The organism is Armatimonadota bacterium (genome assembly GCA_013314775.1).
GTDB lineage: Bacteria > Armatimonadota > Zipacnadia > Zipacnadales > JABUFB01 > JABUFB01.
The window spans coordinates 25,768-39,438 of sequence record JABUFB010000011.1; the positions used below are offsets into that span (position 1 = coordinate 25,768).

Sequence of the window (13,671 nt, forward strand, 5' to 3'; positions counted from 1 at the left end):
ACTTGTGAACAGGTCACGCCCACAGCGCCCATTCCTCAGCAGTGATTTCCCACCGATAGCGTTGGATACGGCGCGTAGCCAGTTCAACATTCGGGGGCGAATACTCGAGGGCACGCGGCCCGACGAGTGGGGCAACGAGGGAGTGGGCAGGGCTTAGGAACGGGCGGGGCCGCAGGGGACACAGCCCCGCCTGTGATGCTGTCAGAAGGCTTCGTCTGGTTTCCAGACTTCCCAGACGCGGCCCACGAGGTCCGGGCCGGGGCTCAGGGTGGCCTTGCCCGGCTGCCAGCCCGAAGGCGTGGCCTCTCCAGTTTCGCGCACACGCTGGAAAGCCTGCAACTGGCGGATGAGCTCGGACACGTTCCGGCCGACGGAGGGGGTGAGAATCTCCATCGCCTGGATGATCCCATCCGGGTCGATGATGAAGCGCCCGCGGTTGTGCAGGCCCGCTACGGCATCATAGACACCGTACACCCGGCCGATTGCGCCCGTGGGGTCGGCAACCATGGGGTACGGTATGCCGCCTTCCACCATTTTCGACAGTTCGACTTCGTCCCAGATCTTCGCGGTGAAATGCTTGTCGGTGCTCACGGCGAGGACTTCTGCATCCATCCCGGCAATCTCATTGTACTTGACGGCGACCGCCGCCAGCTCCGTCGGTCATACGAAGGTGAATGCAGCGGGGTAGAAACACATCACCACCCACTTCGGGCGGTACTCGGACAGCTTCAGGGTCTTGAACTCGCCACGATGGTACGCAACAGCCTCAAAGTCAGGGGCCTCCTTGCCGATGGTCGCCACTTTCATCGCTGAACTCCTTGCCGGTGCGGCAGCTGCCGCTTCTGTTGCGAGTTCCTTCTCCGCGCCCAGTGGACCGGCCGCGGCTTCGACACAGCCTTTCTTCTTTTCGTCAGCCATAGAACCACATCCTCATGTCGATCTGGGCTGGTAAAAACGACACGACAAGGTGCTAATTCGCCGGGCGAGCGGTTCACTCCTTGCGTGACGCAGGCAGTTGAGGGAACACCGGCTGACCTGGAGCAATAGACAGGGTGCGATCGAAGATGGAGGAGTTGTGCGCGATGTGAGGCGAGACGCCGCCGGAGTTGCGTGAATTGAGTCTCAAATAGGCAGATTCATCGCCACCGCGCGTTTCAGATCTGCGAGGCCAAAGGGCTTCCGCAACATGGGTGCCTGGACCCCGCGTGCCTGTTCGTGCATCTCGCGCTCCGGCAGACCGGTCGTGAGAATTACAGGCACTTCGGACCACTCGGGATCCTTTCGGATGGCCAGATAGAGGTCGCGACCTTTTCCGTCGCCCAGCACAAGATCCAGCAAGACGAGTTCGGGGGGAGGCCCGCACAGAAGGGATAGTGCTTCTCGCAGGCCCGTGGCAACGACAGGAGTGTACCCAAGACTTCTTACGCAGTCGGCCAGAACCGCCAGCTGTACCGTCTCGTTTTCCACGATGAGTATTCTGATATCCATGGCATCCCCCCCGCTAAGAGGGATGGCACAGAAAGGCCCAGAGCACGTTTTTGATTATACCCAGCTTCGGTTTTCGGACCCTCAAGGGTCAATCAGTGGAATCTAAAGCTTGCGCGTACTCACGGGCGCCATGGTGCCGGTGGCCCGCGGATTGCCTGCTCTGCCTCGGCGCGGCAATGATGTGCTACAATGCCAAAGAACCGGCTCCAGTCCAACCGGGCTGGGACACTGCGCCAAGGACATCGACATTACCCGCCATCACATCAGGAGGCATTGCAATACCCCATGACACCCCGAGAGCGTTTCATCGCGGCGCTGGAGCGCAGGCCACTGACAGGCCGCGTGCCCCACTTCGAACTTGTCTTCTTCCTCACCATGGAGGCCTTCGGCAAGGTCCACCCAAGCCACCGCAACTACGGCCAATGGGACCAGATGGAAGAGAAGGAGCGCCGCCTGCACATCGCGGACATGGCCGACCTTTACATCGCCACTGCTGAGCGGTTCGAGCACAGCGCCATCTTCCTGCACCCAAACCCGGGCCGGCTGGAGAGCGTCTTGCAGCTTATCGACGCCGTCCGGGAGCGATCAGGCGACCGGTATTTCCTGATGATGCACGGAGACGCCACCTTCAGCATCCCCGGCGGCGGCGCCATGCAGGAGTTCGCTTACCGCATGGTGGACGACGCCGACGGGCTCAAGGCCCAGGCCGCGGCCATGGTGGATGGGCAACTCGCGCACCTCGAGCGCCTGCGTGCCCATGGAGGGCTTGACGGTCTGGCGCTTTGCGCAGACTACTGCCTCAACACAGGCCCATTCCTGAGCCCGGCTCAGTTCAGCGAGTTCGTGGCGCCGTATCTCGCCAGGCTGATCCAGGGACAGCGCGACATGGGGTTTTACGTGATCAAGCACACCGACGGGAACATCATGCCGATCATCGACCAGCTTGTGCAGTGCAACCCGCACGCGCTCCACTCCATCGACCCGCAGGCCGGCGTGGATATCGCTGAAGTGAAGCGGCTCTACGGCAACCGCCTGTGCATTATCGGGAACGTGAACTGCGGGCTCCTTGACACTGGGACGGAGGAGGAAGTCCGTGAGTCATGCAGGTACGCGCTGCGCCACGGAATGCCCGGCGGAGGGTATATCTTCTCCACCAGCAACTGCATCTACACGGGCATGCGGCTCTCGCGCTATGAGTTGATGCTGGACGTCTGGCGGCAGGAGGGCAATTATTCTTAGGGTCGCGAACGAGCGGCTCACGGCTCCGTGAAGTGACCGATCTTCAGGTTCGCATAGTGGATGTCCTGGGCCACGTGTGGCCAATTGCGGAAGGAACCGAAAGCGATGCCGCGCAGGTCACTGTCGCGGCCCGTAATCGTCTTCTTCAATTGGTCATCCAGAAAAAAGCGCCACGTCGCGCCGTTGCGATGGATGACCAGCCGGTGCCACTTGTTCGGGGCCACGTCCGTGGCCAGCACCTCACCCAGGCCCAGGAGCGTCACGGGCTTGCCCGCACTTTCGCCATTGTCGAACTGCACCAGTGGTAGAAACTCAGCATCCTTGGCGGGCCGCCCGCGCTTGAGCCCGAAGGCAGCTCCCGCGTCGGCTGCTTTGTACTCGCCCTCGTCAGTGGACTTGAAAACCAACTCACCCGTGAGCCGGAAGTCAAACTGCACGGCCCATTGCTTCTGTTCGGGCAGAACCTCATCTGACTCTGACCACACTGCCACATGGGATCGCTGGTCCCGCAGATGCAGTGTCGGCGCCTTCGCGAAACTCCGGCTGACCCGGGCGATGCCGAAAACCTGTCCATCGCGCTCCTGGATCTCGCGCTGCCAGCCGGCTGGGATACTCCCCACCTCCACATCCGCGAAGTCCTCATTGAGGAATGCACCATCGCAGGCGTCTCTGAAGTCATCCTCAGGAAGGTGAATCGCGACCGGCTGATGGATTCCCGCCTGATATGCGGAGTTGTGGATGCGCACCACCAGCAGGTTCTCACCCGGGTTCAGGAATTCCGGCTTGACTTTGACTGTGAAGGGGCGATCCCACAGATCCTCCACCCCCAACTCCTGCCCCGGCATGAACTCCGATTTCAGCGTGTGCTCCCCCACCAGCCTGCCGTTGATGTACACCCAAGCCTGCTCATCAACGCCACCAAACTGAAGCTCAATCGGCTTCCCACCATGTGCGGCCGGGAGCGTGAAGGTGGTGCGGTACCAGCCAAAGCCGATCTGGTTGCCTGCGGGGGTATCTGCCAGGAACGCGGGGACCGTCACGGCGATCCAGTTGTCCGCACCCTCCAGATCCGGCCGGAACCACTCCGCTGCGACGCCTTGATCTTCGAGGTCCCACCGGAAGGTCCACGGTCCCCACGCCTCGGGCGGGAGCAGGTGCTGGTCAAAGCGCCTGTCGGCCACGGTCCGCATCTCCGAAAGGAACTCCCGGGCGCCTGCGATTGTGCGGCTTCCGTCGAAAAAGCCCAGGTTACTGATCTCAAGGCGCGCGCACAATTCGTCGAGTTCATCAGCGACCGCGGCGTAGTGCCTCAGGTCGGGCGGTTCCTGCCCGTCCCGCATCTGCATGAAGAGCTTCGCCGCTTCCACGTACACAACACCGGTCTTGAGCAACGCGACCCGGCGGCGTGTTGTGTCATTGTCGGCAGCCGCCTCGGCACGCTCAAGAATCGCCCGCGCCTTTGCTACGAAACCATGGTCGAACATGCCCTCGTCGTGGATGGCGTGGATCCAGTCGCGCTCCCGGCTGAAATCGGTGTATCGGGCACAGTAATCCCAGAGCAATTGGTGATACGCATAGACGGCCGGCGCGGCCGCTCCATAGTAGCCCCAGATGAAGTCCTGGATTAACGCCTCCACGTCGAGCGTGGGGTCCCACATCAGTTTCCCGAAAACCCAGTTGCGCAGCGCTTCGGCCGGCTTGTCCGACCCTCCCTGCTGGATGAGGATGGCCTCGGCCTGCTGCTCGGAGAAGAACCGAATGTTCTCGGCAATTGCCCGGATGTTGGGCATCGGCGCGTAGGTGTGCCGGTACTGCGACGGGTACATCCACAGTAACATGCGCGGGCTGATCTCTTTCCAGCGCGCCCAGCTCTGACGTTGGGCCACCAGCCGGTTGCTGGGCGTCGGCGGCTCCTCGGCCAGCTTGTCATCGTAGAAAGAGTGGTAGGGCCAGGTGAAGCTTGCGCCCCAGTCCAGGCAGTACCGAACCGCCACATTGGAGCGGGCCTTGATGTCCGCCGTTGGTGGGCGATTAGAGTTCCAGTACGAAATAGTGCTGATGGTGGCGTCCGGGACTTCTTTCTCCACCAACTCGGCGACACGGTTCACGAAGGTCAGCAAGAGCCCGCTCCAGGCGCCTGTCTCGCGTTCCACCGCCATGCAGTTGTCGCACTGGCAGTGGCCGGCCCAGTCCATGGCGGAGACGTCGAGCCTGCGGCGTCTCGGTGCGGCAGGGCGCAGGGCGTCGATGGCGGTCCTGGCCGCAACCTCGGCCACTTCGGGGTTGGAGATGCAGAGCTGGGCGTTCTCCCACTGCCGCTTGCCGCCAACCAGCGAGAAGTATTCGGGATGGGCTTCAAAGTACTTCGCCGGGGGCACCAGCCAGTGGAAGGTGTGGGCGACACCCCCTCCGTGCATGAACCAATACTGGCCGTACTGCGTTGCCCAGCCGCCGTTGAAGCGGTTGCGCAGGCCCCACGGCATCGAGGTGATCTGGAAGTCCAACTCGCGCAGGGGCACGCCCGGCCTGCGGGTTCGGGGTACTATGCGGGCCGACAACGAGGGCTGTCTCACCACGCGGGACTCGCCTTTGGCCCATGTCGGCGCTTCCAGCGCATTGTTCATGTCCCTTACGCGGGCATCCCAGTCTGGACCAGCCATGGGAGTCGCCACGTACCAGCGGACGCCCAGATCTTCTTCCAGCAGTGCGAAAGCCGCGAGCATCGTCCCGACAGGCTCCTCGCCCAGCAGGAAGACGCGCTCGCCTTCCACTGCGATAGCGTAGCCGCCTTCACCCGCCTGGCGCTCCTGTTCACGCGCCGCGTCCGTGACGCGGCTGGTTCGGCCCACGCAGAGTTCCCGTTCCCGGACGGGTTCGGTGTCGGGCGAGACGGGGAAATCCGCGCCGGTGATCTCTCCCAGCCAGAGCCGCAGCTCACTGGCAGCGCGGGTTTCCGCTGCGGTTGCGGTCGCGGGCACCACGATGACATAGTCTGTCTCGCCATCGGTGGAGAGTGTCAGCGTGACCGCCTGGCCCTTTGGGGCAAGGGAGTTGCGCCAGCCGTCCCAGACCTCGGGCGGGTCCGCGAGGTACCTCTGCGCCCAGCCTGGACGGTCTTCCGGTGCGGATGACGCCCAGCTGATCGTGAACATGATCCCGAGGATCGCCGGCACCAGGCTCTGCCATCTCATGTGAGTGCCTCCCTGGGGGCCTTGTCTCATCCCATGCCACCCACGCTGCGGCCACCGTCGATGATGTAATTCGCGCCGGTAATAAAGGCCGCATCATCGGAACACAAGTAGAGAATCAGGTTCACAATCTCCTCCGGCTCAGCGGCTCTGCCCAGTCGCGTCTTCATATTCGCCATCTCCGGGCGTGTCAGCACAGGCCCGGGAGACACGCAGCAAGAGCGAACCCCGTGGGGTGAGCCATACAGGGTGATCGACTTCGTCAGCCCGATCATCGCGCTCTTCGCGGCCCCGTAGTCAAGGCACATGGAGCCGGTCACGCCGTCCACAGAGCCCATATTGATGATGACACCGCGTTTCTGCCGGATCATGTGCCCAAGCACTGCGTGGCAGAAGTACACGGCGCCCTTGAGGTTCACATCAAGGCCCCAGTCCACGATCTCGATGGGGATCTCGTGGAAAGGCTCGGTGCGCCCATGCACACGGGATGACGCGCCGCCCGCGCTGTTCATGAGGATGTCCACACTGCCATAGCGATCCACCGCGGCGTCCACGGAGAACTTCACCTGGTCATAGCAGCGAACATCCACCTGTAACCCGATGGCCTCTCCCCCATCGTCGCAGATGCCCTGCGCTGCGGCCCGGACCGCGCTCTCGTTGACATCAGTGAGTACGACCCGGGCGCCTTCAGCGGCAAGACGCTGCCCGGCCAGCAAGCCCATACCCGATGCTGCACCCGAGATGATTGCGACGCGGTCTTCAAATCTCATCAATGGCTCCTTCTATCTCAACGGCCCCAGAGTGCGACCGCCATCGATCATGTAGTTCGCGCCCGTGATGTATGCCGCTTCGTCTGAAGCGAGGAACGCCACCAGTGCCGCGACTTCCTCCGGTTCACCCCCGCGCCGCAACCAGGTACCATGCGTCCAGTCGCGCCGGGATTCGTCGTAGATTGCTCCCGGCGAGACGCAGTTCACATTGATTCCGTACTCGCCCAGTTCCATCGCCAGTGCCATTGTCAGCGAGATGATCCCGCCTTTGGCTGCGGAGTAAGCCGCCCAGTTCGGCAGGCCCGCTGTTCCGGCGATAGACCCGAAGTTGATGATCTTGCCATAGCGTCGCTGGACCATCCCATCCAGTACGGCCTGAATGCAGATCATGGTGCCGTGCAGGTTCAGGTCGATGACCCATTTCCAGACGTCTTCCTCGGCGTCCTTGAACGGGGAAGTCTTCCCGAGAAGCGCGGCACCGCCACCGGCGTTGTTGACGAGGATGTCCACCTTGCCGAAACGGGCCTCGACATCGGAGACCATCGCGCGCACTTCGGCACTCTTCGTGACGTCCGCTGCGAAAGCCATGGCCTCCCCACCGGACTCGACGATCTGGGCCACGACCTGCGCGGCGCGCTCTCCATTGATGTCATCCACGGCCACTGCGGCGCCTTCCGATGCGAAACGGAGAGCAATCGCCCGGCCGATGCCCCTCCCGGCTCCGGTGATCACGGCCACTTTCCCAGCTAGCCTCATGTCGCTCGTTTCCCTCCCAAGATCAGCCTGCGGCCTGTGGAACCGTCAGAACAACTTTGCCCAGATTCTCGCGGCGTTCCAGGATCGCGTGGGCGGCTTCGGCTTCAGTAATGGGGAGTGTCGCATGGATCACCGGCTTGATCGTCCGTGCCGCAAAGGCATCCCACAGCGCCCGTTCCATGCCCGCAAGTATCTCGGCCTTCATCTCAGGTGTACGGCTTCGCAGCGTGCTCCCGATAAGCCGGATACCCCGCCTGAAGAAACGGTTCACGTCCAGTTCGGTCACCGGGCCGCCCAGTGTGGCGATGATGATCCAGCGGCCACCGACGGCCATCTTCTCGATGCAGCGCCCGAGTTCCGGCCCCGCGATGCAGTCCAGGGCGATGTCCACCGGGTGTTCGTCCATGGCCGCGAGCAGGTCGTCGGTGGTGCGGTTGACCACGAAATCCGCCCCCAGTTCGCGGACGAACCGGGCCTTATCGTCGTTGCTCACCGTGGTCATCACCGCGCCGCCGAGAACTTTCACCATCTGGATCGCAGCCATTCCAAGGCCGCTCGCACCGGCCTGGATGAGGACGGTGTCACCGGCTTTCATGCCGCCTTCGACGCAGATGTTCAGGTAGGCGGTGGCGAAGGCCTCCGGAATTGCCGCGGCCTCAACCATCGAGAGCCCTTCGGGAACCGGAAGCGCCATGGTTGCAGGCACGGCGACCCTTTCCGCATACCCGCCTCCACCCAGAAGGGCGCAGACCTTGTCGCCCGGCTTCCAGCGAGCCCCCTCCGGCGCGTCGCGGACAACACCAGCCACTTCGAGACCCATCCACTCCGGCCAACCCGGCGGCGGCGGATAGTCCCCCGCGCGCTGCATGAGGTCGGCGCGGTTGAGCGCAGCAGCATGCACATCAATGACGATCTCGCCCGGTTGCGGCACGGGATCGGGGACTTTGCTCCACACGAGTGAGCCATCTTCGGCTACGAGCACGGCGTGCATCGTGGTCTCCATTCCGTGTACCCGGCGGCGGCCAGGAGCGTCTCTTGCACCAGGAGTTCGTGATCGTACGAGTAAGGGTTCTCGATCTCCCCTCTAATTACCCGCGCGAATTCGATGAGCTGGTCCTCGTATCGCCCGTTCATCACGCCCACGTCCACCAGATGCGTTCCCGCCGGGTACTCAGCGGTGTCTTCCAGAAGCGTCAGGCGCACGTGCAGCGGGTCAATCCCGTAGTTTCCCGCCGGGCGCTCAAGCGGGCAGATCTCCACTGTGCCCTTGGTTCCGCAAACGATCATCCGCCGATGATTCATGCCGTCGACTTCGGTGATGGCTGCACGCACGGTAGCTGTGGCCCGGGGATACTCGAGCACCGCGAGCCCGTTATCCTTGAGGCCGTCGTCGCGGGTCGATTTCAGGAAAGGCACAACGTTATCCGGCCGGCCAAGCATCGCGATGACCAGGTCCAGCAGGTGGCAGCCGAAGTTGTACATCGCGCCGCCGGCGAACTGGGACAGGAAACTGCGGTAGTGGTCCCCGTCGTACCGGCTCATCACCACGTGGACCTCGAAAGCCTCGCCCAACCAACCCTCGCGCAGTGCCCGAAAGCAGAACTTGATCGCCGGGTTGACCCGGTACATGTAACCAAGCTGTACGGCCAGACCTTTCGCCCTGCAGCCGTCGATGAGCTGCTGGAAGGGCTCCATCGTCTCTCCGCCGGGCTTGTCCACGTGCAGGTGCAGGCCGCGCTCCATGCAACGGAGCGCAGTGGGAATCAGGTCGGGGTTGTTTGTCTCCACCGCGATTGCCTGCAGGTCTGGAGTGTCGAGAAGCTGCTCTTCCGACATGAACTGGATGCCCTCATACGACCGGGGCGAGGGCCAGTCGGGGCTGTCTTCCGTCACCACCCCGACAACGTCAAAGTACTCGGGGAGGCGACGCAGCGCGTCCATGATCCCTGAAGCGTGCTCGTGCCCGATGCCGATCTGTCCGATCTTGATAGGGTTCATCGAATCATGTTCCAGTCGAAAACGATCCCCAGTGGCGGATGGGGTTCCTCGGCCAGGCGTGTATACACCTGCGGCGCGCGTTCCGGCGAAACGATCTCGGAAATGATCGGCCGGACCTGCAGCCGCTTGGCAGCGATGAGTGCGAGAAGCGTGCGGTGGTCGTCCTTCGCGGTCCAGTACCCCGGTGAGGACTCAACTTGAGGGCGCACGAAGGTATGGGCCCCGATGAGCGACACGCCGGTCAGGTGCACATACCGATAGAAATCGATGTTCGCGTCGGGGATTCGCGTGCAGCCCAGGAGACTGATGCGACCTTTCCGCGCCACACAGGTGAGGGCCTGCTGGAGCGCCGCTGCGATGCCGGTGACTTCCACGATCGCGTCGGCGCCTTTGCCGCTGGTCAGCTCCTTGACCTTCTCGGAGAGGTTCTCCTCTTCCGGCGAGAAGGCATGGTCGGCCCCCAGGCGCAGAGCGAGGTCTCGGCGTTTCGGGTCAAGATCGGAGACGATCACCGGAATGGCGCCGTCGATCCTGGCAAGCTGTGCGGCGAAAGTCCCCAGAAGCCCCAGGCCGATCACCATGACAGACTCGCCAAGCTCGACCCGCAGTTTGCGCACTCCCTGCAGGCTCATGGCGGCGATGACCACGAAGGCCGCATCCAGGGATTCGATGCGATCATCGCTCACCAGCGTAAGATCGGCGGCGCTCTGCAGCGCGTGGGAGCGGTGGCCGGTGAAGTTGACCAAGGCCCGGTCACCGACTTTCACGCTGTCGACGCCTTCTCCCAGGGCAATCACGCGACCGACACCGCAGTAGCCTGGATAGTAAGGGAATCCGCCCGAGGTGTTGGGCAGGTTCATCAGGTTCGCCCGTTCGGTGCCGGCGCTGATCACCGTGTAGTCGCTCTCGATGAGAACCTGACCCGCGCCGGGTTCGGGTACGTCGAAGGGCTTGAGTACTGCATTCGCGATGGACTCAAACACGATATAGTGTCCGGTCATGTAAGCCTCTCTTCTTTGTCCTTCCGTCCTGCCGGTCCGAACGATTGCACCGGGTCAGTACAGCACCGGGCCGTTCAACTTCTCCCACGCCAGGTACTCCGGGCATGAATAGATGATGGTGGCCAGGGCATTGAGGCCGTGCCATTTCGCGATGCCGCCGTCATTGCCGGTGACATCCCGCAGGAAGTTCGCTCCGATTTGGTCACGGTACGCGCGGATGCGCGGGTTGTCTTCGAAATCGCGCAGGTACTCGCTGCACAGCACGTACATGTGCCCGTTCGACCATGAGGAATGCCGCGTGGGCCGCCAGAGGGGCTGGCCGGTGATGACGGCGTTGGTCTCGGTCAGGAAGCTGTACAGGCTGCGCAGGGCAAGGGCCATGTGGCCGGCGTCGCTGGAGCGGTTGATCAGGTCGGCAACCCGGGATCCAGGCTGCAGGGCGTTGATGATATTCTGTGCGCCGTAGCCCACATGGCAGCCGCCCTCGGCGAGACACCCCCGGTCATACCAACCATGGCTGATAACCGCCTGCGTGGACGCGGCGATGCAGTTGCGCACCACGGTCTCCGCTTCCGGCAAGGGCACGGCGCCCGTGTAGTCCTCGGCCGCAAGCACCCACCACGCCTGCCCGCTGATTGTCCGTCCATCGTAGACCGAACAGCCCTGGCAGGGCAGCCATTTCGGATCGCAGACATGTCGCGCGAGTATGGCTGCGCGCTTCATGATCCGCTCGGCAAGCGCATCGCCGCCGGGCAGATCCTTGCAGTGGAAGTACAGCTGGCAGGCGAGTTTCAGCACAAAGCCGTCATTCTGCAGGATATCTGCGGTGTTCGTGGAGTGGCCCGCCTTGAGTTCGGGCCATTTCTGCTCCAGCTCATCGTGGCAGCAGTGAACTTTGCCATCCTCCTGCACCATCTTCTCCAGGATGAACAGCACGTCATCCGTGACGATGCGTTCCGCGAACTCGGCCCGGTCGATCTCGCCCAGGGCGCGGAAGACTTTTGCGCAATGCAGGATGCCGAATCCGCCGTCGTGCAAGAGCTCCAGGAACTTGCCGGTGTCGCCGCTGTAGAGCTTGAGCCACTGCGGCCAGGTTTCATCGGCGAAGGGGTCGTAGGTAGAAGGGATCAGGGCCTTCATCCCCACGAAGTGCCCTCCGAAGAGCCGGTCATGGTTGAAGCCCGCGTGGGCGACCTGGAAGCTGGCGAGAGCGTGGGCCCGGCTCTCATCCGGCCGGCGCACATACACTTCCGCAGCGCCGACTCGCCCGCCGCAGAGGGACTTGCCCTCTCGCACGAGATCAGCGATCACGAGCCAGGCTCCAGGATCCAGGGGAAGCTCATCGCTGCTGAGTTCGGCCGGAAGAACACGGGTCGCACCGGAGGGCACGGGCCCGGCCAGCGGAACGGCGAGGTCCACTTTCTTGCCCGAGAATAACTCCCGGAATTGCACCTCGAACCGGTCCCTCTGCGGGTCGAGAGACAGGCCCCTGCCGGCGGAGACCCGCAAGTTCAGGTATAGGTGGAACCGACCGGCGGTCGCGAGTGGGAAGTAGATCGCCCCGGTGGGCTCAATCTGCAGCGCCACCGTAGCCTCGCCATCCGCAGGCGCGATCTGGGGCATGCGGAACATGGCCATATCGGGATCGGGCTTCGGGGACGCGGGACCGCGTGCAGCCACGATCTTCGGGCGAATGCGGGGCGAGTAGCCCTGTTCCGGGAGCGCGTCGGGTGGGACGAAGCCGCTCCGCGCCGGAACGAAAGCGATCACGTCAACGTAAGGCGAGTCATTGCCCGCGCGTGACAGAACAAGGGCATGATCCTTGCCCTGCGCAACAGTCAGCACGGTGGGTTGGCCGTCCCGGGCAGTCTGGCGCCAGTAGAAGGCGCCGTCGTCGCCTGGGTCGGGGCACACGCCTGCCGGAGCAGGACCCGGCTCGCCTTCACCGAAGGGGCCGAAGGCGACAGCTACGGAGCGGTTGTTGTCCCCGGCTCGGGTGCGAAGCCAGAGGTGGTAGTCCCCGGGAGGCAGCGTGCCGTCACCGATATGGTAGGCGATGACACCGGGCTCCGGGACCTCATTCAGCGTGGCGCAGCGTCCACGGCTGGTGCCTTCCCAGACCCCGCGGCCATACCTGCCCGAATTTCCGGGCGCCCAGCCGGGAACGGCCCCGCCCAGGTAGTCCTCGCCCTCAAGGTAGAAAGCATCCTGCGCACACGCCATCGAAACTGCCAGGAGAATGCCCATCAAAGCCAGCGGGTTCATGATCCACCTCGCCATTCGCTGTGATCCGGCTACTTGCCCATCGCCCTCAGGGCTTCAAGCGACCGCTTGCAGACATCGAAGCCTAGACCGTCCGGGCCGCCTTCCTCCACCACGTACCACTCCACCGGCTGGGTGGTCTCGCAGAGCTCAAAGATAGTCGGCCAGTCCGCCTGGCCTTCCCCGATGACGCCGCCCGGGCCTGCGCCGTAGTCCTTCAGATGCACCGACCGCGCCCGTCCGGGGAACTTGCGCAGCGTCCCGATTGGGTCGCCCCCGCCATTTGCGCAGTTGCCGATGTCCATCTGCATGATGACTTCCGGGGCGGTGTTGCTGAAGAGAATGTCCCAGGCGATCTCATCATCCACGATCTCGAAGTCGAAGCCGTGGGCGTGGTAGCCGCTATACATGCCCAGGGGGGCCAGCTTCTCGGCGGCATCATTGAGGATGCCTGCAAGCTCCATGATCGTCTCGCGCGAGGACATGCGGGGCTTGTCAGCGGCCACAATCAGGAACTTGTTACCCAACACCTGGTTCATCTCGATGGTGCGCTGCAGGTTATCTCCCAGCAGCGCAGCGGTGGCCAGATGGAATCCGCAGCAGGCCAGCCCGCTGTCGTCGTACATTTTGCGCATTGCCTCGGGGCTGTGGCCCATCCACTCGAGAACGGAGCCGTCGTACCCCCACGGCTCCGCGCCGACGTAGCCAATCTCGGCCACGGACTTCAGCGTCGCCGCGAGATCCTTCTGCACCTCGCCACGGACCGAGTACAACTGCAAAGCCACCGGTATCTTGCTCATATCGTCTCCTGTGCTCGAGGAATTGGTTGACGCGCGAATATCGTCACACGTCTTGCCCGGTGTTTTCCCTGCCCGGCTGTTCGGGACCTGCCCAGCGCGTGAGGGTGCGCTCGCGAGCGCCAGAACCGGTGGGACGACACGCGGCGGTGAGGAACACATCTGCGTTGAA

General features: G+C 63.3%; 11 protein-coding genes. 1 reads left to right on the forward strand and 10 read right to left on the reverse strand.

The window, feature by feature from the left end; genetic code table 11:
- Nucleotides 1-201: 201 nt before the first annotated feature.
- Nucleotides 202-918 carry a peroxiredoxin gene (locus tag HPY44_14645; protein NSW57250.1) on the reverse strand — a complete coding sequence of 239 codons (717 nt, stop codon included), beginning with the start codon at nt 916-918 and terminating at the stop codon, nt 202-204.
- A gap of 204 nt (nt 919-1,122) precedes the next feature.
- Nucleotides 1,123-1,488: a response regulator gene (locus HPY44_14650; protein NSW57251.1), complete on the reverse strand. Its 366-nt coding sequence runs from the start codon at nt 1,486-1,488 to the stop codon at nt 1,123-1,125.
- 285 nt (nt 1,489-1,773) lie between these two features.
- Here HPY44_14650 and HPY44_14655 point away from each other — a divergent pair, with 285 nt between their 5' ends.
- Nucleotides 1,774-2,727: a hypothetical protein gene (locus HPY44_14655; GenBank protein NSW57252.1), complete on the forward strand. Its 954-nt coding sequence runs from the start codon at nt 1,774-1,776 to the stop codon at nt 2,725-2,727.
- A 17-nt stretch (nt 2,728-2,744) separates the two neighbouring features.
- Here HPY44_14655 and HPY44_14660 read toward each other — a convergent pair whose 3' ends face one another.
- The 8 genes from HPY44_14660 to HPY44_14695 are packed head-to-tail and all read right to left on the reverse strand — an operon-like array spanning nt 2,745 to nt 13,502.
- Nucleotides 2,745-5,918: a DUF4838 domain-containing protein gene (locus HPY44_14660; GenBank protein NSW57253.1), complete on the reverse strand. Its 3,174-nt coding sequence runs from the start codon at nt 5,916-5,918 to the stop codon at nt 2,745-2,747.
- 26 nt (nt 5,919-5,944) lie between these two features.
- The gene (locus tag HPY44_14665) at nt 5,945-6,685 is read right to left on the reverse strand and encodes an SDR family oxidoreductase (GenBank protein NSW57254.1); all 741 of its coding nucleotides are present in this window, start codon (nt 6,683-6,685) and stop codon (nt 5,945-5,947) included.
- Between the two features lie 12 nt (nt 6,686-6,697).
- Entirely contained in the window at nt 6,698-7,441 is a 744-nt protein-coding gene (locus HPY44_14670) for an SDR family oxidoreductase (GenBank protein NSW57255.1), read from the reverse strand.
- 22 nt (nt 7,442-7,463) lie between these two features.
- Nucleotides 7,464-8,432: an NAD(P)H-quinone oxidoreductase gene (locus tag HPY44_14675; GenBank protein ID NSW57256.1), complete on the reverse strand. Its 969-nt coding sequence runs from the start codon at nt 8,430-8,432 to the stop codon at nt 7,464-7,466.
- Entirely contained in the window at nt 8,414-9,439 is a 1,026-nt protein-coding gene (locus HPY44_14680; GenBank protein ID NSW57257.1) for a Gfo/Idh/MocA family oxidoreductase, read from the reverse strand. Before HPY44_14680 ends, HPY44_14675 begins: the two co-directional genes overlap by 19 nt.
- Nucleotides 9,436-10,440 (reverse strand): zinc-binding alcohol dehydrogenase, encoded by a 1,005-nt coding sequence (locus tag HPY44_14685; GenBank protein ID NSW57258.1) that lies wholly within the window; start codon nt 10,438-10,440, stop codon nt 9,436-9,438. Before HPY44_14685 ends, HPY44_14680 begins: the two co-directional genes overlap by 4 nt.
- A 54-nt stretch (nt 10,441-10,494) precedes the next feature.
- Nucleotides 10,495-12,720 (reverse strand): hypothetical protein, encoded by a 2,226-nt coding sequence (locus tag HPY44_14690; GenBank protein ID NSW57259.1) that lies wholly within the window; start codon nt 12,718-12,720, stop codon nt 10,495-10,497.
- A gap of 14 nt (nt 12,721-12,734) precedes the next feature.
- Complete coding sequence (locus tag HPY44_14695; protein NSW57260.1) at nt 12,735-13,502, reverse strand: sugar phosphate isomerase/epimerase; 768 nt, start codon at nt 13,500-13,502, stop codon at nt 12,735-12,737.
- Nucleotides 13,503-13,671: the final 169 nt, after the last annotated feature.